Origin of the sequence: Fusobacterium sp. (assembly GCF_029258315.1) — a bacterium.
Taxonomy (GTDB): domain Bacteria; phylum Fusobacteriota; class Fusobacteriia; order Fusobacteriales; family Fusobacteriaceae; genus Fusobacterium_B.
In genome coordinates this window covers 1-23171 of record NZ_JARHZE010000052.1, presented here as the reverse complement: position 1 = coordinate 23171, position 23171 = coordinate 1, and the positions used below count along the sequence as shown (strand labels likewise).

Below are 23171 nucleotides of genomic sequence, written 5' to 3'. Positions count from 1 at the left end.
TTTGTAAGGTGGATAACTTCCATTCCTTGATTTTTAGCCCCTTCAATATTTTCAAAAACATCATCAATAAATATACATTCATTAGGATTTAGAGAATAAGTTTTAAAAAGAAGTTGATAAATTTCAGGTTCTGGTTTCATAAGTTTACAGAAAGCTGAAACAACTTTACCATCAAATAACTTAAAAAATTCCCACTCCTTATATATCTTTTCAAAAGCTACCCTATGAAAGTTAGAAATTATATAAAGATTATAATTTTCTTTTAATTTAGGTAATAATTCAGCATTATTTTTTATAGGAGATAAACAAGAATTAACAATATCATTAAATAATTTATTGATAGCTTTTTCACATTGTGGTAATCTTGAAGATAAAATTTTAATAGCATCTTCATACTCTAAAATTCCTCTATCTAAATTTTTCCATTCATCACTATTAAAAACAATTTCTAAAAATTTATCTCTATATTGTGGTTCAACATTTTCTTCTACAAATTTATTTGGAAAAAAATCAACTAAAACTTTTCCTAAATCAAAAACAATATTTTTTATCATAGACCTCTCCTTTATTTTAAAAATGTCTGGGAATTTCCCAGACATTTATATTAAGATAATTTTTTTGTAATTAAATCTGTAACCATTTGAGGGTTTGCCTTTCCTTTAGAAAGTTTCATAGCTTGTCCAATAAGTCCTTTTAAAACTCTTGGTTTTCTTCCCTCATCAGAATTTCTATAATCCTCTATAAGTTTTGGATTATTTGCTAAAACTTCATCAACTAATGCTTCAATAGCTCCAGTATCAGCCACTTGAGTCATTTTTTCCTCTTCAACTATTTGAGCAGGAGTTCTCTTATCAGTTAATTTCATTTCAAATACAGTTTTTGCAATTTTTGAAGAGATAACATTCTTATCAATAAGAACTATAATATTTCCTAAATCTTCAGCAGAGATAGGGAAGTTTCCAATCTCAGTATTATTATCTTTTAGATATTTTAAAACTTCTGTCATTATCCAGTTAGAACTTGCTTTTGGATTATTAGAAGAGTGAGCTACTTTTTCAAAGTAGTCAGCTAATTCAATATCTTCACAAAGAATATTTGCATCATATTCAGGGATTTGATATTCATTTATAAATCTATGAATTTTTGCCATAATATCTTCAGGCATTAGAGCTTTTATTCTTTCAATCTCTTCATCTTCTATTATAACTTTTAAAAGATCTGGCTCAGGGAAATATCTATAATCCATAGCCTCTTCTTTACTTCTCATTACTCTAGTGATTTGGTTTTCATCGTCCCAAGTTCTAGTCTCTTGATCTATACTTCCACCTTTTTCGATAGTTTCAATCTGTCTGTTGATTTCATAGTCAATAGCTCTTGCAACAGCCTTGAATGAGTTTAAGTTTTTAACCTCAACTCTAGTTCCAAAAGGTTCTCCTTTATAGTGAACAGATATATTTGCGTCACATCTTAAAGAACCAAGTTCCATTGAAACATCACTTACACCAGTATATTTTATAGTGTTTCTTAAAAGAGTTAAATATTCATAAGCTTCCTCAGATGTTCTCATATCTGGTTCAGAAATAATTTCTACTAGAGGCATAGATGCTCTATTGAAGTTTATAAAAGATTCTGTTGCTCCGTGGATAGATTTTCCAGCATCTTCTTCTATTTGAATTTTTGTTATTCCAATTCTTTTTTCTTTTCCATTTACATTGATATCTAAATATCCTTTTCCAGCATAAGAATTTTCAAATTGAGTTATTTGATAGTTCTTAGGAGTATCTGGATAGAAATAGTTTTTTCTATCAAAAGAACATTCGTGATTAATTTTACAGTTAAGAGCTAAACCTGTTTTGATAGCATATTCCAAAACTTTTTTATTAAGTTTTGGTAAAGCTCCAGGGTGTCCTAAACATATTGGACAAGTGTGAGTATTGGCATCATCGTTGTCATAGTCTGTACTACAATTACACCAAACTTTTGTATTTGTTTTTAATTGAAGATGGACCTCAAGTCCTATTACTGATTCCCATTCTTTTATCATTATTTCTCAACTCCCTCAGGAAGTTTCCATTCCCCTCTTATTTTTTCAAAAGCGCTTCCTACTGCTAGTAAATTTCCTTCCTCAAAATATTTTCCAAGAAGTTGGATACCAACAGGTAATCCTTCAGTTATTCCAGCTGGAATAGAAAGTCCAGGAACACCAGCAAGGTTAGCAGAAAGTGTGAATATATCCTCTAAATATAATTCTAAAGGTGTTTTTACTGCATCAAGTGAGAATGCAGGAGTAGGAGCTACTGGAGTAAATATCATATCTACTTTTTCAAAAGCCTCATCAAAATCTTTTTTAATTAAAGCTCTAGCTTTTTGAGCTTTTTTGAAGTATGCATCATAGAAACCAGCACTTAAAACATAAGTTCCCATCATTATTCTTCTTTTTACTTCACTTCCAAATCCTTCACTTCTTGATTTTATATATAGATCGTTAAAATCTTTTGCATTTTTACTTCTATATCCATATCTTACACCATCAAATCTTGCAAGGTTTGAACTTGCTTCAGCTGGTGCTAATATATAGTAAGTTGGTAGAGCATATTTTGTATGAGGTAGAGAAATTTCTACGATTTCTGCTCCAGCTTCTTTTAATTTTTCAAGAGATTCCATCATTATAGATTTTACATTTTCGTTCATTCCATCTACAAAATATTCTTTTGGAACTCCAATTTTTACACCTTTAATATCTTTTCCTAAAAATTCAGTATAATCAGGAACTTCTAAATTTTTAACTGTTCCATCATAATCATCATAACCAGCTATTACATTCATAGCAAGAGCGATGTCTTCTACATTTTTAGCAAGTGGTCCAATTTGATCAAGAGATGAAGCAAATGCCATAAGTCCATATCTTGAAACTCTTCCATAAGTAGGTTTTAATCCAACAACTCCACAGAAAGAAGCTGGTTGTCTTATACTTCCACCAGTGTCAGAACCTAAAGAGATAAAACATTGTTGAGCAGCTATTGATGAAGCAGCTCCTCCACTACTTCCTCCAGGAACTTTTGAAGTATCCCAAGGATTTTTTGTAAGTTTGTGATAAGAAGTTTTTGTACTTCCTCCCATTGCAAACTCGTCCATATTTGTTTTACCAATTATGATAGCGTCAGCTTCTTTTAATTTTGTAACAACTGTTGCATCATAGATACCGATATATCCATCTAAAATTTTAGAGCAAGATGTAGCAGGATCATTTAGAGATACCATATTATCTTTTATAGAAACAGGTACTCCAGCTAAAGCTCCAACTTTTTCTCCGTTTTTAATTTTTTCATCTATTGCCTTTGCTTCTTCTAAAGCTTTTTCTTTTCTAAGAGAAACAAAACTTCCAATAAGTTCATCAGTTTTCTCTATTCTTTCAAATACAGCCTTTGTAACTTCATAAGCTGAAATTTCTTTATTAAGAATTTTATTTCTAACTTCAAGAGCTGTAAATTCATAAATTTCTTTCATAAGAATTCCTCCTAAAATATTTTTATTCTCCACCAACAACTTTTGGAACAACAACAGTACCATCAACAGCTTCAGGTGCATTTCTTAAAGCATCTTCCACAGATAAAGATGGTTTTACTTCATCATCTCTTAAATTGTTTGTATCATTATTTACTTGAGATAAAGGTTTGATATTTTCTGTATCTAATTCATCTAACATACTCATATAATTTAAGATTTCATTTAATTCTTGTTGATATTTTTCAATTTCTTCATTAGTAAATTCTAATTTTGCAAGTTTAGCAACTTTTAAAACTTCTTCTTTTGTTAAAGCCATAGTTCCCCCTTTATTAAGATTGTATAATAAATTTTATTATTTATAGTGAGTTTAAATAGTTTACCTCTTTTTTTCTAAGAGGACGATAAGCACCAGTTTTTAATTTTTCATCAAGTTGAAGTTCTCCAATAGCGATTCTTTTTAAGAAAGTTACCTTATGTCCAACTGCTTCAAACATTCTTCTTACCTGTCTATTTCTTCCCTCTTTTATAGAAAAATTAAGAGATGTAAACTGAGGAGTAGAAGATATTATTTTTCCTCTAGCTGGTAAAGTTAATTTATCATCTAAAAGAATACCTTTTTTTAATTTATTTAGTGTTGAAAGAGATACAGTTCCCTGAACTTCAACATAATAAGTTTTATAAACCTCTCCTCTAGGATGGATAACTCTGTTATAGATTTCTCCATCATTTGTTAAAATAATTAACCCTTCAGTATCATAATCAAGACGACCGATAGGGAAAATTCTTTCATCAGTTTTTATAAGATCTACTACTAATTTTCTATTTCTATCATCTTTTACAGCTGATAAAACTTTTTGAGGTTTGTTAAGCATAAAATAAACTTTTTCAGACTTATCTTTTTTTATAGATTTTCCATCTATAAATATATCGTCTTTAGAATCTACCTTAACACCAGATTCTGCTAATTTTCCATTAACAGTTATTCTTCCCTCTTCAATCATCTTATCAATAGCTCTTCTTGAGTCTATCCCAAGACTAGCCAAATATTTATTTATTCTTACTTTTTCCATAACCCTTTCCTATTCTGATTTTTGATTTTCTGCATAATGCAGTTTTTCTAATTTTTCTCTGATCTCTTGATAATTAGGAAGTTCATTTACATAATCTATCCCTAAATATCCTAAAAACTTTTCGGTAACCTCATATAAATTAGGTCTTCCAATAGCCTCTTTTTTTCCACAAATTCTAATAAATTTTCTATTTTCTAAATTTCCTATTATACTATCTACATTAACCCCTCTTATAGATTCAATCTCACTTTTTGTAATCGGTTGATTGTAAGCTATGATTGATAGAGTTTCTAAAGTAGCAGCAGAAAGTTTTTTAGGTTTCTTTTCCTGTTCAAAATATCCATTTACCACAGCACCAAATTTAGGATTTGAAACAAGGTAGATATTTGTATCAGTTATTTCTATATTGATTCCAGAGTATTTTCTTTCACCTTTTAATTCATAGATGATTGGAATTAATTTATCAACACTTATTTCAAAATATTTAGAAAGATCTTTTATCTTTATATCCTCTCCACCTATGAAAAGAATGGCTTCTATTTTTTCTTTTAAATTTTCAAAAAGATTTAAATCATTATTATTCATAATCCACCTATATTATAATTTTTTTATCTCCTCAAGAGAGATATCAATATTTGCCAAAGTTCTTACAAATTTTCCAATAGGGAATCCCATTACAGAGAAAAAATCTCCATCTATCTTTTCTACAAAATAACTCCCCTTACCTTGAATACCATAAGAACCAGCTTTATCAAATGGCTCCTTTGTATCAATATACCATTTTATCTCTTCATCACTTATATTTTTAAAACTTACATCTGATATTTGAGAATCTTTTATATCTATATTTTTAGAGATATTTATAAATGAAAAACTTGTGATAACTTGATGAGTTCTACCAGATAAAAGATGTAACATTTCATAGATATCCTTTTCGTTTTTAGGTTTTCCAAGTATTTTATCATCAATGACAACTACAGTGTCAGCTCCAATTACAAATTCATTGGGATTATCTATAGCCACAGCCATAACTTTTTTTCTGGCTATATCCTCTACCTTTTTTATTATTTCTTTTTCATCACTGATTTCTTCTATATTTTTAGTTTTTATCTCCAAAGAAAAACCAAAATTTTCTAAAATTTCTTTTCTTCTTGGAGAGTTTGATGCTAGTATCATTTATCTTTTCACCTGTCTTCTAAAGTTTTTATTTCTAGCTCTTTGAAGTTGTTCTCTTATAGCTATATCTTGAGCTTTTTCATAGTTTTTAAATTCTCTTTGCTCATCTTTTATAAGAGCTTCTTTTATAGCTATCTTATTTTGTAAAGTTATCTTTTTTTCTTCTAGAGATTTTATTTTATTAGAATTCTTTTTAGAATTTCTTACAGTGGTAATAATGATGCTTATTATACTGAAGAAAAGAGATATAATTAAAATTAATATCGTCAAACTATTAAGAATGATATAGCTAAAATTTTCACAAAGGTAAAGAGCAGTTTCGGTGAACATATAACCAAAGTGAAAAAAGTTTAACGAAGTAAATAGAATATTAAATGAATTAAATTCTAAAAATACATTTACATATGAAATTAGTATAAAAAAAGATAAAGCTAATAAAAATATGTTAAAAAAGATAAGCCTTATTCTATAAGTCATCTGTAAAATTTTATCTTTTTTTAAAGAAAAATATATATCTGAAAAAATATCAATAAGTAAAACATAGGCAAAAATTCCAAAATATGGAAAAATTATCTTGGAAAAATTATCTAATGAAAAATCATTTATCTTTAAAAAAATAGATAAAATAAAAAATATAAATATATAAATAAATAAAACTCTAAAATTTTCAAAAAAACTTTTTAAGATCTTCACAAAATCACCTGTATATTAAATTAAATACATAATATTTTATCATATTAGAATTTTAATTTCAAGAAATTAAAGAATGACTTTGTCAAAATAAAAAAATATGATATAATTGTTTAAGAAAAGTTAATTGGGACAAGAGGTGTAAGATGGAAAGCAGTGGAAAAGTAACAAAAATTGAGGGCAAAAAATTAGTTGTAAAAATGTTTAAAGAAAGTTCTTGTGCACACTGTTCTGGGTGTGGAGATGCAAGTAAACTTACAAGAGAGATAGAGCTTGAGTATAATCCTAAAAAACAAGAGATAGAGGTTGGAGATATAGTTACTTTTGAATTAGCTGATTCAAAAATGCTGAAAATAGGATTTTTAGTTTATGTTTTACCAATAATAATGATGGTAGCAGGTTTTTCTATATCTAATATGATGGGAAGAACAGAGGGAGAGAGTGTTTTAGTATCTTTTGCAACTTTAGTGGTAACTTTTTTATTGATACATTTATATGATAGATTTGTAGTAAAAGAAAAAGTTAATATGGATATAACTAGAATTGAAAAAGATAATGGAGAATTTGATATAGATAGTTGTAAAACAAAATAAAAATAGGAGAGTCTATGAAAAAAATTATATGTTTTTTTATACTTATAAATATTTTCTCATTTGCTAAAACTGATAGATGTTATAAAAGTCAATTAAAATTAAAAGATGATCTTCTTGTCAATAAGATAGATGAGTCTCTTTTTTCAGGAATGATAATAAATGGAAGAGATAGAGAGTATTTTACTAAGGGGAAGGCACAAGGAAAGTGGCTTACTTTTTATAGAAATGGAAAATTAAAATCTATTGAAAATTGGAAAGATGGACATTTAAATGGAAAACATATAATTTATAGAGAGACTGGGGTTAAATATTTAGAAACCAATTATAAAGATGGAAAAGAAAATGGAGATTATAAAATTTTCTATGAAAATGGAAATCCTAGAATAATTGGAAAATTTAAAGAGGGAAAACCAGTGGGGGACTGGAAGATATATAGAAAAGGATAAAATTTTATGGAGAAAAAAACATTTAATTATAAATTTGTTCAAAATAAAGAGTGTGAATATTTTCCTTGCCACAAAATAAATGATATTGAAAAATTTAATTGCTTATTTTGTTATTGTCCCCTGTACTCTTTGGGAGATCAATGTGGGGGTAATTTTAAATATACAAAAACAGGGATAAAAAATTGTACTGATTGTAATCTTCCTCATATAAAAGATATCGGATATCAGCATATTCAAGAAAAAATAAAAAAAGTTTTAGAAAATGTAAAAAAGTATTGACGAGATCGAAGGAGTGTGCTATAATTATTTTTGCTTAGAAACAATAGCTACGAGGGTACACCTAGTCACATACCGAACCTAGAAGTTAAGCTCGTATACGCTGAAAGTACTTGGGGGGCAGCCCTCTGGGAGGATAGGAAGTTTCTAAGCTTTTTTATTATATAGGTTTTTTGGAGGAAAAACTTTGAAAAATAGATATTATGTAACAATAACAGATTTAAAGGGTATGAAATGTTACTCATTTGATAAAATAATAAAAAAATATTTATTAATTCTTGGAATAGCTTTATTGTTTAGTATAAGTGCCTTGGTAATAGTTGTGCTTGTTTTAAATCATAAGGTAAAAGAATATAGTTATTATAGAATACAAAATGAGGAACTTGTAAAAAAAATAGATGAAAATAAGAAAGAATATTTAAAACAGATAGAAAAAACTAAAAAAGAGTTGTCTGCTAGGGAATTAGAACTTGAAAATATAACTGTTAAGGTTCAAGAAATAGAAAAACTTATGGGAGAAGATGTTGACTATAAAAAAGAATTGACAGAAACAGAAAAATTAGATCTTGCAAAAATGAGTGTTCTTGAGAGAAAATTATTATTACAGGTTATTCCAAGTGGAATACCAGTGGTTCCATTTAAAGGTTACTCAAGTTTATTTGGAACTAGAGAGCATCCAGTTTTAGAAAAAACTATATATCATTATGGTTTAGATTTTAAAGCTACTAAGGGAACTCCAATTATAACTCAAGCAGATGGAGTTGTTGAGTTTGCTGGATATAATTCAGGAGGATTTGGAAATCTTGTTATAGTTGATCACGGATATGGATTTAAAACTTACTATGCTCATATGAGTGTTATAACAACAAAAGTTGGAGATATAGTAAGAAAAGGTAAAAAAATAGGAGAGGTTGGAAGTACAGGAAGATCAACTGGACCACATCTTCACTATGAAATTCATTATTTAGGAAAAAGAGTAGATCCAATGTCTTTTACAGAATGGAATATAGATAATTACAATAGTCTTTTTGAAAAGGAGAAGGGGGTAAAATGGCAGTCTTTAGTAGAGATGATAAGACATCAGATGCAGGCTTTTCAGGAAAAGAAATAACAACAATAGCTAGTAGTAGTGAGATTACAGGAGATTTTAAAATAGATGGTAATCTTGTCATTGAGGGAAAAGTTAGTGGAAATATATATTGTAACTGTGGAGTAGTTATTGAGGAAAATGGTTATGGTGAAGGGAAAATAGTAGCTAGAAAGATAACTGTAAAAGGGAAATATAATGGAACATTGGAAGCTGACTTTATAGAACTTATTGATGAAAGCGTTGTCAGAGGAGAAATAAATAGTAATAGAGTTCTAATGAAAGAGGGAGTTGTTTTTGAAGGAACAAGTAAGTTCAGAGAAGCATTCCTTACAGATAAAAATATAATATTAGAATTAGAAAATAAGAAGTAGAATTTATAGAGAACAGACTTAAAATATTGAAGGGCTTGTTTTTTAAAAATTTAGTATTATTATAAAAAGAAAAGGAAGTCCATTTTTAAATGGACTTTTTTTATTAAGGGGGAGAGATGAAATTTAAATATTTTCCACTTGGAGTAAATTATTTAAAAAATATAGAAAATAAAAAAGATGTTTTAGTAGTTTTTAGTGATTATTTTTTAGAAAATGCTTTTTTAAAGTTAAGAGATAAAAATATCTTAGTTCCTGGTGGAACTTTTTTAACTTTTGATGAATTTCAAAAGGAGATATTTGTAACAGATAGAATAGTTTTAACAGAGGCTAAAAGACCTCTTACTCTTTATCAAAATATTTCACAAGAGGTAAAGGATTTTTTTGATATAAAAAATTACTATGACATAATAGATATTGCAGACCTATTTTTTACTTATTATAGAGATTTAAATTTAAACCTTATAAGTAAAATAGATACAACTTTATTCACAGAGTGGCAAAAAGATAGAATAGAAAAATTTGATAAAATGAAAGAGGAATATGATAAATTTTTAGAAAAAAATAATTTTATTCCTAGTGATTGGATAGTAGATGAGGAAAACTTTAATACTGAATTTATAGAAAAATTTAATAAAATAATTTTTGTAGATAATCTGTGTTTTACTCCTCTTCTAAAAAAAGTTCTTAAAGAGTTAGATAAAAATATAGAGATAGAATTTATATTACAAGGGAACTCTGATATTTATAATGAAGAAGATCTAACTTTAAATAAAATAGATATGGGTGAAAAATATTTTCAATTGGATAGCTCAAAAGTAAAAGTCTATGAAACAAATGAAGATATAGAAACTGTATTTAATCTTTTATATATTTTATCAGAGGAGAAAAAATTAAAAAATATCTATACTCCAAGATTAAATGATGAATATTTTTCAAAAATTATGCCAAAATATTTTATAAATGGAAAACTAAAAATAATGGAAGATACTTGGCTTTATAAATTTATGAATTTACAAAATGATCTTATAAAATCAATAGAAGAGAGAAAAGAATTAGGATTAAAGATAGAGAATTTTTTAGAATTTATAGAAAATCTATTAACTCAAAAAATATATGGTATCTCTAAGGAGATAAAAAAGATTTTTTATAAAATAATGGAAGAGGAATATAGATATATAAGCCCTAAAGTTTTTGAAGATCTTTGGATAAAAGATTTAATTAAGGATAACGAGGAGATTGTAGAGATATTTAAAAATCTTTATGAGGATCTTTTAAGAATAAAAAATTTTAAGTCCACAGATGAGTTTTATAATTATTTTAAAGAGATTGGATTTGAAAAGATAGCAGATAGAGAATATATAGATTTTTTAGAAAAATTTCACGAAGTTATGTTTAATGTTAGAAGTAGTGAGAGTTTATTAGGTAAAAAAGGTTTTCAAGAGATATTTAAAAAAGATTGTGGGCAATATATCTATACTTTAATTATAAAATATCTTGAGGGGATAGAATTAAAATCTATTGAAAAAGAAAAAAATGATAAATTTGTTGGATTCTTAAAGAAGATAGAGGAGGCCAAGATAAATTTCGGGGAGAAATCTTACTATGTGGATATTACAAATAGAAATCTTCCGGGGAATATAGAAAAAAATCAGATGTTTACAGATAAACAACTTGAAGAACTTGGATTTGAAACAAGAGAAACAGAGATTAATCTGATGAAATATCGTTTTTTACAATATCTAGGAAACTCAAAGGAAAATATTATATTTTATAAAAAAGAAAAAGATGGAAAAATAGGAAAATCAGTATTTTTAGAAGAGTTGATGATAGAGAAAAATATAAAAGTAGAGGATAAAATTTTAAATACTACAACTGGTTTAAAGATGATTGAAGAATATCTTTATAAGGAAAGAAATTTTACATTAAATAATAATGAGTTTCAAATGAAAAAAGATATAGAAAATCTTTGTAATAAAGATGGGATTATAGAGGTTGGAACTTATGATATTTTAAAAATAAATGAGTGTCAGTATAAATTTTTATTGGATAAAATTTATGGACTTGATGAGACTAAAGAAAATCAATATGGGGGCTCTTTAAGAGTTTTAGGGATAATAGTTCACTCTATTTTAGAGAAGGTAACAGAAAAAGTGTATTATGAGATTATAACAAAAAATAATTTTGAAGTTGATGAAGAGTTAGTGACAAATATATTAAGAAATGAGATAAGAAAAAATAATATGAAGATACCAACTTATCTAGATATTTATTTTGAAAGGGTTATGGCTCCACATATAAAACAAGGGGTAATAAAATTCTATAAAAAAATAGAGGACAAGTTAAAAGGTGAAAAAGTAAAATCATTCTTTGGTGAAAAAGATAAAAGATATTTTAGTGAATACAATAAAGATGATAAAACTAAGCCAGATATAATGATAAGAGGTAGAATGGATTTGATTGTAGCAACTGAGAATAAAAGTTTAATAATAGATTATAAAACTGGTAGTAAAGCAGATGGACAATTGGATATATATTCTATTATGAATGGAAATGAAAATATTAAAGGGTATATCTACAATGTTTTAAAGAAAGAACTAGAAGAGGTTGAGCAAAAAATTACAGAAAAAGATTTGGATGATATTTTTAAAAAGTTTGTGGAAGATGAAAATTATAGCAAAAAAGAAAAATCTTGTGGCGGTTGTATCTATGAAAATATTTGTAGAAAGGAAGTGATATAATGTCTAAAAAAATATTAAAGGCTAGTGCTGGAACAGGAAAGACTTATAGATTAGCTTTAGAATATGTAGTATCTCTTATAAGAGGTGAAAAATTTTCAGATATTATAGTTATGACTTTCACAAATAAGGCTATATCAGAGATAGAGGAAAGAATTATAAAATTTTTGTATGATTTATCAAAGGAAACAGAAGAGGGGATAAAATTAAAAGAACAGATAAATAAAATTTACCCAGAACTTCAACTAAAAAAAGAAGAGATTAGAAAAATATATTATGATATTTTGGTCAATAGAGATAAACTAGCAATCTATACTTTAGACGCTTTTAAAATTTTAATTTTTAAAAATGCAATAGCTCCTATGAAAGAGATATTTGCTTATGAAATTATAGATGAGGGGCAGAATAACGAGATTTTAAAAAGAGTTTTTGAAAGGATAACTGAAAGTAAAGAAAAATTTAATAAGTTTGAAGAATTTTTTAATGAAAATTTAGAGAGAGATGCTGAAAAATATATAGAACTTTTAGGAAAAATTATAAAATATAGATGGCGTTATATCTTTATAAAAAATAAAAGTGGTTTATCAAAAAGGGAAAAACTAGATATAAAAGATGAAAATATTATAGAAATATATGATTTAATAAAAGAAAAAATAATTGAATTACAAGAGTTTAGAGCAGAGGGAAAACCTTTGACAGAATATGCTAATAAAAGTTTTGAAAAATATCTATCTTTAAAAACAGAAAAAGAGAAATTGGAATTTATATTAGAAAATTTTAAAGAATTATTGGAAACAAATAATCTTCATAATGGTAGAAAAACTACTGGTAAAAAAGAAAAAATAGTTGAGTTTAAAGAAAAATTTATTGAATTAAAAGAAGAGGCTAATAGATTACTAGCTAAAAAAATATTTAATGAAAAAATGATACCTTATGAGGAACAAGTTCTTTCTTTCCTTGAAACAGTTTATGAAATTTATGATGAAATAAAATTAAGTGAAAGAAAATTTACACAAGATGATATAAGAGATTATCTTTTAATCTATGTGGGGGATGAAAAACTTAATTTAATAGAAGATGGAAAAATTAGTAATTATATGAAAGAGATTGTAGATAGTCAATGTACTTCTATTTTCATAGATGAATTTCAAGATACAAGTATAGCTCAATGGAAGATGCTTGAGCCTTTTGTAAACTCTGCTACAAATATTATCTGTGTTGGTGACGAAAAACAAAGTATCTACGGTTGGCGTGATGGAGAGAAAAATCTTTTTAGAGATTTAGCTAAGATAATAGATGGGGAAGAGGAATATTTAGATATATCCTTTAGAAGTGAAAAAAATATAGTGGATTTTACTAATGAGGTATTTGAAGATATTTCTCATACAAAAGATTTTGACTTTAAACCTTCAGAATCTTCTAAAGAGAAAACAGAAGGGGGAGTAAGAATATATAATTTTTCAGGAAATGAAGATCCTGAAACTGCCTATATCAATGAATTAATGAGAATATTAAAAGAAGATTTTAATGGAAAGTATAATGGAATAGGTGTAATTGCTAGAAAAAATAAATATCTAGATAGTATAGCAGATGAGTTTACTAAAAATAAAATAGGATTTATCCAAGAAACAAATCAAAGTATCTTTAATCATAAAAGTATTATTCCAGTAATAAAACTTCTTAGATATTTTATAAGTGAAAATATATTTTATCTTCTGGAGTTTTTAAGAGATGATCTTATATTGATAGGGGATAGATTTATGAGAAAACTTCTAGATATATCTAAAGAGAGTGAAAATTTAGATGAGTTTTATGAAAAAGTTTTAAATCTAGAGGAATTTATAGAAGAGAAAAAAGTTATTGAAAAAATAGAAAAAATCTATAAAAAATATTCAGAAAATAATTTTGAAAATATGGATATTATCTTAGATATAATTAAAGAATTTGGAATAGTTGAAATCTATAACAAAGAAACAGAAATAAAAAATATCTATAATTTTATAAGGGTAGGAAAGAATTTTAAGAATGTAAGAGAGTTTATAGAAGAGATAATTGATAATGGAGATAAATCTAATTATAGACAGGAGTCTTCTAAAGAAGAGGAGAGTATATCTTTAATCACCATTCATAAGTCAAAGGGGCTTGAGTTTGATACAGTATTTTTCATAGCGAATGAAGATAAAAATAGAGCTGATACAGGAATGAATATAAGTATAAAGTTAGATGAAAAATATTCAGAGGTTGAAAGTTATCTTATTTATTCAGAGGAATATAAAAATATTATTCCATATATAGATGAGATTTATGATTTCCAAGGGGAAAAAGAGAGAAAAAAAATGGAAGAGGAATTAAATAATCTATATGTTGCTTTAACTCGTCCAAAGGGAAATCTAATTATCTTTATAAAAAATATGAAAAAATCTGATAGTTTTTACGGAGATGTCTTTAAGAGATATTTAGATAAGCTTCTTTATGAAAAAGGAGAGTTGAAAATCTATGATTATCCAGAAAAAGAAAAGGAAAAAGAGATTGAAAAAGATTTTGAGGTTGATTTTAGCTCTTTAGAGATTTCAAAGGAGAAAGAAGAGGAAAATATAGATAAAATAAAAGAAGATACCTATAAATATAGTTTAGAGTTGGAAGAAAAAAGAAATGTAGGTAATATTGTCCACTATTTTTTAGAAAATATCTCTTATGGTGATGAAGAGGAGATAGAAAAATCTAAGAAAAAAACATTTTCAAAATATGGGGCTCTATTAGGAGAGGAAAAAATAGAAAAAGAAATTTTGACAGATGAAAAGATAAAAAATATCTTTGAAAATAATAGAGAAATCTTTTCAAGAAAATGGGATATTATTTATAATGAATATTCTATATATTCAGAAAAAGATTCAAAACTTTATAGGATAGATAGATTGATGATAGATAATGAAAATAAAGAGATATTTATAGTGGACTATAAGACAGGAACCTATGAAGAGGAGCAGATAGAAACTTATAAAAATTTAGTTTATGATTCTCTTATGAAGATAGGGGCTGAGAAAAACTATTCTATAAAAACTAAATATGTAGAAATTTATTGATAATTATGTTATAATTTTTTTAAAAATTATAGGAGGAATAAATGTTAGATATAGATATGATATATGATTATCCATTATATAGACCACCTAGTGAGGCTTATAGTTTAATCATTCAAATAACTTTAGGTTGTTCACACAATAAATGTACTTTTTGTAAGATGTATAAGGATAAGAAATTTACAATAAAATCTATGGAGCAGATAAAAGCAGAAGTAGATTTTTTTAGAACAAGAGTTAAGTATATAGATAAAATATTTTTAGCTGATGGAGATGCTTTGATTATTCCTACTCCAAAACTTTTAGAAATACTAGACTATATAAATGAAAAATTTCCAGAGAATGAAAGGATATCTCTATATGCTAGTCCAAAGTCCATTCTTTTAAAAACTCCAGAAGAGTTAGAGGAAATAAGAAAAAGAGGTGTAAAACTTATTTACATTGGATTAGAAAGTGGAGATGATGAGGTTCTTCAAGAGATTCAAAAGGGAGTTACTTCTGAGAAAATTTTAGAGGGAGCATTAAAAGCTAAAAAAGCAGGATTTAAAATATCTGTAACTGTTATAGCTGGAATACTTGGAAAAAAAGATAGCACAAACCACGCTTTAAAAACAGCTGAAATAGTTAATAAAATGATACCAGATTATTTAAGTATCCTTTGCCTTGTTATCCACGAAGGAACAGAAATTGATAAAAGAAAAAAAGCTGGAGAATTTAAAGAGGCCAGTGGTGAAGAGATATTAAAAGAGATAAAAATGATAATAGAAAATATAGATATTCCTCAAGGAGAAAAAATTATATTTAGATCCAACCACGCTTCAAATTATTTAGGACTTAAGGGAGATTTTCCAGAGGATAAGGAAAAATTTATTTCTGAGATAAATTTTGCTATAAAAAATGATTATATAAGAGAAAGAAATGAGAGATATTTAAGATATTAAAAAAAATCAAAAAAATAAAAAAAACTATTGATTTTTAATGAAAATAATGATATAATAAACGAGTTACGCATAGGAAAGGTATTCAGCAACCTTGACTAGCGACAAATATATACTTTTGGAGGTGCTTATATGTACGCAGTTATAAAAACTGGTGGAAAACAGTACAAAGTTGCAGAAGGTGACGTTTTAAGAGTTGAGAAGCTTAATGCTGAGGTTAATGAAACAGTAGAATTAACAGATGTTCTATTAGTAGCTAATGGGGAAGATGTAAAAGTTGGAACTCCAGTAGTTGAAGGAGCAAAAGTTCTAGTTGAAGTTTTAAACCAAGGAAAAGGTGCAAAAGTTATTAACTTCAAATACAAGCCAAAAACAGGAAATCACAGAAAAAAAGGTCATAGACAACTTTTCACAGAAATCAAAGTTACTGCAATCAATGCATAATTAATTTATGACTAAGATTGAAGTTTTAAGAAAAAAAGGTAGAATTGTAAAATACAAAGCTACTGGACATTCAGAATATGGAGAATATGGATCAGATATAGTTTGTGCAGCCCTTTCGACTGCATTACAGATGCCTCTTGCAGGATTTCAAGATGTATTAGATATTTATCCAAAATTTGAAATTAATTCTGATGGTTTCATAAGCGTTAGTATTGACGGTATGGAACTAAAAGGCAGAGAAAGAGAAGTGCATGCTCTTTTAGAAAGCATGGTTGTAGTCCTAAAAGGACTAGCCGAAGAATATCCTAAAAATATAAAGCTTGTAGAGAAGGAGGAAAATTAGATGTTATTTACATTAAATATACAATTATTTGCACATAAAAAAGGACAAGGTTCTGTTAAAAACGGAAGAGATTCTAATCCTAAATATCTTGGAGTTAAAAAATATGACGGAGAAGCTGTTAAAGCTGGAAACATCATAGTTAGACAAAGAGGAAACCAATTCCACGCTGGTGCAAATATGGGACAAGGAAAAGACCATACATTATTCGCATTAATCGATGGATATGTAAAATTCGAAAGAGTTGGAAGAGATAAGAAACAAGTTTCTGTTTATGCAGAGAAGTAATTAACTCAACTAAGGTAAAAAATTAAACCCTGAGTTTTTTCAGGGTTTTTTTATTTGTTAAATTTTTATATCTGATAAAAAATAAATTATAATTAAAAATTAGAAAAAAACTTATTGTTAATTAATAAATAAAAAATAATTTTTATTATAGAAGTAAAATTTTTTAGAAATAGTATTTTTTAAAATAAAAAAGCTGAGCAAGATCAATGAATAAAATCATTAATTTGCTTCAGCTTCTTTTTTTAATTATATAAGATTTCTATTAAATCTTTTTTATATTTTTCATTCTTTTCTAATTCTACTCTATTATCTCTTAATAAAAATCTCTTAGCATTTCCACTTGTAGATATAAGTCCAGAGTAAGGATCTAGATTTTGATAATAAAGTTCACCACTAGCAACTAAAGTATCTATAAATTCAAATTTACTAGGAGTATAAAGTCCTTTGTTGATTAATTCTTCATAGTATCTTTTCCATAGAGGAGCAACTAGCTCTCCACCAGTAGTCTGCATTTTTTTATTATCATCATAACCAATATAAGCAGTTGTAACATAATCAGGAGTGATACCAGCATACCAAACACTTAAAGCATCATTTGTTGTACCAGTTTTTCCACCTTGTTCAATAGTTTTTCCTTTTTTAGTTATAACTGTAGCTCCTTTACTTGTACCATATCTCACAGAACCAATTAAAAGATTTGTTGTAAGAGCGATATCTTTAGGTTCAAATACCTTTTCAACAGAAGGAACATTTTTAATTAAAGTATTTCCGTTGTAGTCTCTTATTTCTACAATTATCATAGGCTCTACTACATAACCACCATTTGAGAAAATAGCAAATCCTTTAGCAAGATTTTTAGGTGTAGCAGAAATAGTTCCAAGGGCAGAACTTAAATTTAATCCCGGATCTAAATCAGCATTTAATTTTTTTAAGTTATCAGCTAATTTTTGAGGTCCTACATTTTTTAGAAGTTTTACAGCCACACTGTTAACAGATCTAACTAATCCATCAAGTAAAGTTGTATTGTTTCTATAAGTAACTCCATAGTTTTTAGGAGCCCAAGTTTGATCATATAGGCTTCTTGAGTCTTCAACAATAGTATTTTCAGAATATCCATCCATTATAGCAGATAGATATACAAATGGTTTAAAAGAAGATCCAATTTGTCTTTTTGCCATAACTGCTCTATTAAAGTTACCAGAAGTATAATCTTTTCCACCAATGATAGATGTGATATATCCATTTGAAGTATTCATTGTTATCATAGCACCTTGTAATTCTCTGTTTTTTACAAGAGGTGGAAATTCCTTAAATATTTTTTCTGCAACCTGTTGCATATCATAGTTTAATGTTGTATAAACTTGTAATCCACCATTATAAATAACTTCATCATCAAAATTATTTTGTAAATAATCTAAAACTAAATCTGTAAAACTTGGTGCTAAAGATTTATTTGCTCTAGTTCTTGGATAAATAATAGTAGTATGAGCTAAATCCATTCCCTCTTTATAATTTTCTTCTAAAACAAATTTATGATTTACAGCTTCATCATATTCTTCCTTAGTAATCATATCAAAGCTATACATTTGTTTTAAGATTATGTTCATTCTTTTGATAGCATTATCTAAACCTTTTCTAGGATTATAGAAACCAGGTCTATTTGGTATTCCTGCAAGCATAGCTGATTCAGGAAGATTTAGATATCTAACATCTTTTTTGAATAAAGATTTAGCAGCACTTTTAATACCATAATCACCATCACCAAAGTAGATTTCATTAAGATATTTTACAAATATTTCATCCTTTGTATAAGTTTTTTCAATCTCAATTGTAAGTATAGCTTCTTTAATTTTTCTTGAGATCTTTTTCTCGTGAGTTAAAAAAGCATTTCTCGCTAATTGTTGAGTAAAAGTACTAGCTCCTTGTCTTCTACTATGATATTTTAGATTTATAGCAATAGCTCTTAAAATACCGATAGGGTCTATTCCATAGTGAGAATAAAATCTTCTATCTTCTATTGAGATAAAAGCATCTTTTACAGATTGAGGAACTTCATCAAATTGAACAGGTATTCTAGATTCTTTGTATAATATATCTATAACCTTTCCATTTATATCATATACCTTTGTTGGAACAGAAGGAGTATATGATTCTATTAAATTTTCAATATCAGGCATCTCTTTTTTATAGTGATTAATCACAAGAAATATACTTAGGATACCAGTTAAAGATAAAATTAATCCAACCAATAAAGTAACTTTAAAAATTTTTTTCATATATTTACTCCATAATTATTTATTTAACAGTTCTTTGTCTTAATTGTCCACAAGCTCCGTCTATATCAGTTCCTTTTTCTCCTCTGATAATAACATTTACTTTTCTATCATTTTTTAAATAATTATAAAATCTTTCTATTTTCTTTTCACTAGGTCTTTCAAAATCATTTTCCACAACAGGATTGTATGGGATTAGATTTAAAGCATGATCGAATTCGTGTACAAAGTCTGCTAACATATCAGCGTCACTTTGAGAAACGTTGAAGTCCTTGATTAAGATATACTCAAAAGTGATTCTTCTATTAGATACTTTTTGATATTCTTGTAATACAGTGAATAGATCTTCTAAAGGATATCTTTTGTTGATAGGCATTAACTCATCTCTTTTTTCATTGAATACTGCATGAAGAGATATTGCTAATTCCACTTGCATTTTTTCTTCTAATAATCTTTCTATTCCAGTAATAACTCCAGAAGTTGAAACAGTTATTTTTCTTCTTGAAATGTTAAGACCTTTTTCATCTGATAATATTTTTATAGCTTTTATTAAGTTATCAACGTTGAAGAAGGGTTCTCCCATACCCATAAATACAATATTGTTTACATTTTGTTCTTTATTTCTAAGTCTTCTTTCTATTGTATATATTTGGTTTAATATCTCATGTACAGTTAAATTTCTTTCATATCCAGATGCACCAGTTGCACAGAATTTGCATTTAACAGGACAACCAACTTGAGTAGAAACGCAAACAGTATTTCTATCTTTATGTTTTAACAAAACAGTTTCAATAGTATTTCCATCTTCTAATTTAAATAGGAATTTTTCAGTTCCATCAATTTTAGAAGTTTGGTGGTTTACTATATTTAATAATGGTATATAAGAAGTTTCGTCTAAAGTATTTCTATCTTTTAAAGATATATTTGTCATATCGTGAATATTTCTTACTAACTTTGAGTGTAACCAGTTATATATTTGTTTTCCATAAAACTTTTTCATTCCTAATGAAAGAATGAACTCTGTCAATTCAGCTTCATTAAGATTTAAAAGTGCCATTTTTGTATTTTCCATTTTTCCTCCGCTATTTTAAATTATAATCGACTATATATTTTATCAGTTTTTTAAGGAAATGACAAGTAAATATTAAAGTATAGAATTTAATATTTCGATTATTTGATTTTTAGAAAGAGTTCCTTTTATATTTCCTTGTTTTTGATTTCCTCCACCTTTAATCTCAGGATATTTTTCAATAATTTTTTTAATTACCATACTACAATCTAAATCGTTGCTAGTTAACATTATTGAATCAGAAGTTATCCCCATAAAAGTTTCATTTCTTTTACCAAAAGATTTTCTCACTTCGTTTATAATAGTTTTATCCTCTTCACAAATTATAATTTTTTTATCATTTATTATGATAGGTGATTCTAAAATTTCTTGTAAAAAATATTTAGAATATTTTAAAGAAAGAGATGAGTAATCTTTTTTTAGATTTTCATGCTCAGTCATATATTTTTCAAGCATTTCTAAAATTTCATTATCTCTACAACTAAATTTATGGTTGAGGTCTCTTATAACTTTATCTTTTTTATTATAATCATCAATAGCTCTATCTCCTGCAAGAAGATAACATCTTGTATATTTTCCTTTTATTCTTTCTGAAAATATTAGCTTTAAAAGACGAATATCTTTGATGTCTTTAACATGAAAACCAGCACAAGCACAAGAGTCATAATTTTCTATCTCTACTATTCTAACTAAACCATCTTTTATTTTTTCACTTATAGGTTTTCTTAAAGAAAGTTGTTTAGCCTCTTCAATAGAAATATTTTTTTCTAAAATTTTAGCTCCAATCCCAATAACTTCATTTGTTTTAGCAACTATATCTTCTAAAGTTTCACTAGAAATAGTATCACTATCCAAATCAACAGTAGTAAAATCTTCAGCCATTCTAAATCCAACATTACTAAAACCAAAATATTTTTTGGCTATTCCAGAAAAAAGATGTTCAGCTGTATGTTGTACTGCTATATCCTCTCTTCTTTTAAAGTCAATCTCATAATCATATTCACCAACTTCGATATAATTACCTACTATGATTTTATCAGAAAGAACAGATAAAACTCTAATATTATTTATAGTTCCTCTATCTCCTAACTGTCCACCTTTTCCATCAGGATAAAATTTTATAGGATTTTCATCTAAATATAAAACTTCAACGGAATAATTTTCATTATTCTTTTCACAGTTAGTAACTTTTAACCTCATAATTTTCCTCCTATTTTCTTTATTATAATATTATACAATACTTTAAACAAATTTTAAAGATTAATTAAAAATTTTTATTGACAATTTAGTAAAAATGTAGTATTATAGAGAGGCATTTAAGCCTGGATGACGAAATTGGTAAACGTAGCAGACTCAAAATCTGCCGGTAGCAATACCTTGCGGGTTCGAGTCCCGCTCTAGGCACCACGTTTACCCGTAAGGTTTTATAAATTGATATATTGGATTAGTAAAAGAGTAGATATTTTATCAACTCTTTTTTTATTTAATAAAGAAATTATAAGAAAAAATCCAAATAGATAGTCTACTTGGACTTTTAATAATACATTATTTTTATAATACTTCCATATCTTTACATATATTTTTTGCTTGTATTAAAACTAATTCTGTAGCATCTTCTGTATATTCAGGCGGATATCCGTGTTTCTAATAGATTTCCTCATTTGAGCTTGAACACTTTCTTTATTGTACCAATCTATAGAAATATTTTTTCTTATTGTATCTGATAAATCTTTTACTATTTCTATTAATTTCTTATCACTCATACCATCAACTTTAAAAATATTTTCATCTTTGGTAATTGCATCATAGAAAGTTAGTTCATCTTCTGTTAATCCCAAATTTTTTCCTTTATTTTATGACTCTATATATTCTTTTACCATTTTCATAAGTCCTTCCATTATCTCAAAATTTGTAAGAGCTTTATTTTTATATGAATTCATTGCTTTCTTTAATCTTTCCGAAAACTTTTCTGAAAGAGTAATATTTTTTCTACTTAAATAATGTATCTTACCTTCAATTAATTTTTTTAACATTTCTATTGCCAAGTTTTTATATTTATTTTTTCTTATAATAAGTTGCTGGTCCTTTTCCAATTTTTTCAACTAACCCTTTTTCTTGTAAAGTGTTTAATACTTTTCTTATTGTCCTTTCACTAAATGATAAAACTTCTTGAATATCTTTTCTAGTTGTTTTATCTGAAATTAAATTAAATACTTTTTCTTCTGTTTCAGATAAATTATTTAATCTGGTACTATCCGGCACCAATCCGGCACTATCCGGCACCAATCCGGCACTATCCGGCACAGCTCTGTAAAAAGTTAATATTATAGAATCTCCAGTTTCTCTTATTTCAGGAGCTTTTAAATTAACATTTTTACAAAGATTTATCATTCTATTTATACCACTGCCCCATTTTTCAATAAAATTAAATTCTTTAAAAATTCTTGCTAAAACTCTATTTCTTATTTCTGATCTACCGGAATAGATTTGTTCAATAGTTAGGGTACTTGGAAGTCCTCCAGGAGATATTATTTCTACTACATCATCATATATTCCTATTTTAATATCTCTTCCTTGGTTTGAATAATCTCTATGAACAATAGCATTTATAATTCCTTCTCTCAAAGCAAGCATAGGAATTTCTAAAATATCTTTTCTTTGAAATTTTTCAAATTGGCTACTTAAATTTAAGTGATTTTCTAAAAATAATTGTATATTTTCAATTTTTTTAAATATATTTCCTGTGAATTCTTTCTTATCTAAAAATATATCCATTGTTTTACCT

At 26.9% G+C, this 23171-nt stretch carries 23 protein-coding genes, 1 tRNA gene, 1 rRNA gene and 1 pseudogene; 13 read left to right on the top strand and 13 right to left on the bottom strand.

From position 1 onward, the window contains the following. The 8 genes from Q1J48_RS04050 to Q1J48_RS04015 form a co-directional block, all read right to left on the bottom strand. The coding region (locus Q1J48_RS04050; RefSeq protein WP_300361431.1) for an HAD family hydrolase at nt 1-554 on the bottom strand (554 nt) is incomplete at its 3' end. 50 nt (nt 555-604) lie between these two features. Beyond that, nucleotides 605-2044, bottom strand: coding sequence for an Asp-tRNA(Asn)/Glu-tRNA(Gln) amidotransferase subunit GatB (gene gatB, locus Q1J48_RS04045; protein ID WP_300361429.1), 1440 nt, complete (start codon nt 2042-2044; stop codon nt 605-607). Then, nucleotides 2044-3507 (bottom strand): Asp-tRNA(Asn)/Glu-tRNA(Gln) amidotransferase subunit GatA, encoded by a 1464-nt coding sequence (gene gatA / locus Q1J48_RS04040; RefSeq protein WP_300328881.1) that lies wholly within the window; start codon nt 3505-3507, stop codon nt 2044-2046. The genes gatB and gatA overlap by 1 nt, the downstream gene beginning before the upstream one ends. Nucleotides 3508-3529: 22 nt before the next feature. Continuing rightward, the gene (gene gatC / locus Q1J48_RS04035) at nt 3530-3823 is read right to left on the bottom strand and encodes an Asp-tRNA(Asn)/Glu-tRNA(Gln) amidotransferase subunit GatC (RefSeq protein ID WP_300328878.1); all 294 of its coding nucleotides are present in this window, start codon (nt 3821-3823) and stop codon (nt 3530-3532) included. A gap of 40 nt (nt 3824-3863) precedes the next feature. Continuing rightward, a complete protein-coding gene (locus Q1J48_RS04030; RefSeq protein WP_300361427.1) occupies nt 3864-4577 on the bottom strand; it encodes a pseudouridine synthase in 714 nt (237 codons plus the stop codon). Between the two features lie 9 nt (nt 4578-4586). Beyond that, nucleotides 4587-5162 carry an SMC-Scp complex subunit ScpB gene (gene scpB / locus Q1J48_RS04025; RefSeq protein ID WP_300361425.1) on the bottom strand — a complete coding sequence of 192 codons (576 nt, stop codon included), beginning with the start codon at nt 5160-5162 and terminating at the stop codon, nt 4587-4589. A 12-nt stretch (nt 5163-5174) separates the two neighbouring features. Further along, the gene (locus tag Q1J48_RS04020) at nt 5175-5753 is read right to left on the bottom strand and encodes a Maf family protein (RefSeq protein WP_300361422.1); all 579 of its coding nucleotides are present in this window, start codon (nt 5751-5753) and stop codon (nt 5175-5177) included. Further along, on the bottom strand, nt 5754-6023 hold the full coding sequence (locus tag Q1J48_RS04015) for a hypothetical protein (RefSeq protein ID WP_300361419.1): 270 nt from the start codon (nt 6021-6023) through the stop codon (nt 5754-5756). Nucleotides 6024-6589: 566 nt separating this feature from the next. On the opposite strand from Q1J48_RS04015, the gene Q1J48_RS04010 reads away from it, so the two are divergent. The 12 genes from Q1J48_RS04010 (at nt 6590) to rpmA (ending at nt 17044) form a co-directional block, all read left to right on the top strand. Beyond that, on the top strand, nt 6590-7036 hold the full coding sequence (locus Q1J48_RS04010; RefSeq protein ID WP_300328863.1) for a SoxR reducing system RseC family protein: 447 nt from the start codon (nt 6590-6592) through the stop codon (nt 7034-7036). 14 nt (nt 7037-7050) lie between these two features. Continuing rightward, on the top strand, nt 7051-7482 hold the full coding sequence (locus Q1J48_RS04005) for a toxin-antitoxin system YwqK family antitoxin (RefSeq protein ID WP_300328861.1): 432 nt from the start codon (nt 7051-7053) through the stop codon (nt 7480-7482). Nucleotides 7483-7488: 6 nt separating this feature from the next. Then, complete coding sequence (locus Q1J48_RS04000) at nt 7489-7761, top strand: cysteine-rich small domain-containing protein (RefSeq protein WP_300328858.1); 273 nt, start codon at nt 7489-7491, stop codon at nt 7759-7761. A gap of 33 nt (nt 7762-7794) precedes the next feature. Next, nucleotides 7795-7911, top strand: a 5S ribosomal RNA gene (gene rrf, locus Q1J48_RS03995). 34 nt (nt 7912-7945) lie between these two features. Then, on the top strand, nt 7946-8869 hold the full coding sequence (locus Q1J48_RS03990) for a M23 family metallopeptidase (protein ID WP_300361417.1): 924 nt from the start codon (nt 7946-7948) through the stop codon (nt 8867-8869). Beyond that, nucleotides 8809-9219, top strand: coding sequence for a bactofilin family protein (locus Q1J48_RS03985; protein WP_300329147.1), 411 nt, complete (start codon nt 8809-8811; stop codon nt 9217-9219). The genes Q1J48_RS03990 and Q1J48_RS03985 overlap by 61 nt, the downstream gene beginning before the upstream one ends. Nucleotides 9220-9335: 116 nt before the next feature. Continuing rightward, nucleotides 9336-11957, top strand: coding sequence for a PD-(D/E)XK nuclease family protein (locus Q1J48_RS03980; protein WP_300361414.1), 2622 nt, complete (start codon nt 9336-9338; stop codon nt 11955-11957). Further along, complete coding sequence (locus tag Q1J48_RS03975; protein ID WP_300361411.1) at nt 11957-15037, top strand: UvrD-helicase domain-containing protein; 3081 nt, start codon at nt 11957-11959, stop codon at nt 15035-15037. The genes Q1J48_RS03980 and Q1J48_RS03975 overlap by 1 nt, the downstream gene beginning before the upstream one ends. A gap of 41 nt (nt 15038-15078) precedes the next feature. After that, nucleotides 15079-15975, top strand: a complete 897-nt coding sequence (locus Q1J48_RS03970; protein WP_300361408.1) for a B12-binding domain-containing radical SAM protein — start codon at nt 15079-15081, stop codon at nt 15973-15975. A 129-nt stretch (nt 15976-16104) separates the two neighbouring features. Next, on the top strand, nt 16105-16416 hold the full coding sequence (gene rplU, locus Q1J48_RS03965) for a 50S ribosomal protein L21 (protein WP_300329156.1): 312 nt from the start codon (nt 16105-16107) through the stop codon (nt 16414-16416). Nucleotides 16417-16423: 7 nt separating this feature from the next. Beyond that, nucleotides 16424-16759 carry a ribosomal-processing cysteine protease Prp gene (locus Q1J48_RS03960; protein WP_300361405.1) on the top strand — a complete coding sequence of 112 codons (336 nt, stop codon included), beginning with the start codon at nt 16424-16426 and terminating at the stop codon, nt 16757-16759. Further along, nucleotides 16760-17044 carry a 50S ribosomal protein L27 gene (gene rpmA / locus Q1J48_RS03955; protein WP_300361402.1) on the top strand — a complete coding sequence of 95 codons (285 nt, stop codon included), beginning with the start codon at nt 16760-16762 and terminating at the stop codon, nt 17042-17044. Between the two features lie 242 nt (nt 17045-17286). On the opposite strand, the gene Q1J48_RS03950 is transcribed toward rpmA, so the two are convergent. The 3 genes from Q1J48_RS03950 to Q1J48_RS03940 all read right to left on the bottom strand — a co-directional run bounded on the left by Q1J48_RS03950 (nt 17287) and on the right by Q1J48_RS03940 (nt 21586). Next, complete coding sequence (locus tag Q1J48_RS03950) at nt 17287-19320, bottom strand: transglycosylase domain-containing protein (RefSeq protein WP_300361399.1); 2034 nt, start codon at nt 19318-19320, stop codon at nt 17287-17289. A gap of 19 nt (nt 19321-19339) precedes the next feature. Continuing rightward, nucleotides 19340-20389: a dual-specificity RNA methyltransferase RlmN gene (gene rlmN, locus Q1J48_RS03945; protein ID WP_300361396.1), complete on the bottom strand. Its 1050-nt coding sequence runs from the start codon at nt 20387-20389 to the stop codon at nt 19340-19342. A 72-nt stretch (nt 20390-20461) separates the two neighbouring features. Next, the gene (locus Q1J48_RS03940; RefSeq protein ID WP_300361393.1) at nt 20462-21586 is read right to left on the bottom strand and encodes an alanyl-tRNA editing protein; all 1125 of its coding nucleotides are present in this window, start codon (nt 21584-21586) and stop codon (nt 20462-20464) included. Between the two features lie 120 nt (nt 21587-21706). Between Q1J48_RS03940 and Q1J48_RS03935 the strand changes: the two genes are divergently transcribed. Then, nucleotides 21707-21793: transfer RNA gene (locus Q1J48_RS03935), tRNA-Leu, on the top strand. A 191-nt stretch (nt 21794-21984) separates the two neighbouring features. On the opposite strand, the pseudogene Q1J48_RS03930 reads toward Q1J48_RS03935, so the two are convergent. Next, a pseudogene (locus tag Q1J48_RS03930) lies at nt 21985-22419 on the bottom strand (type I restriction enzyme endonuclease domain-containing protein). A 22-nt stretch (nt 22420-22441) separates the two neighbouring features. Then, a partial coding sequence (locus Q1J48_RS03925) for an ATP-binding protein (protein WP_300361390.1) occupies nt 22442-23171 on the bottom strand: 730 nt, incomplete at its 5' end.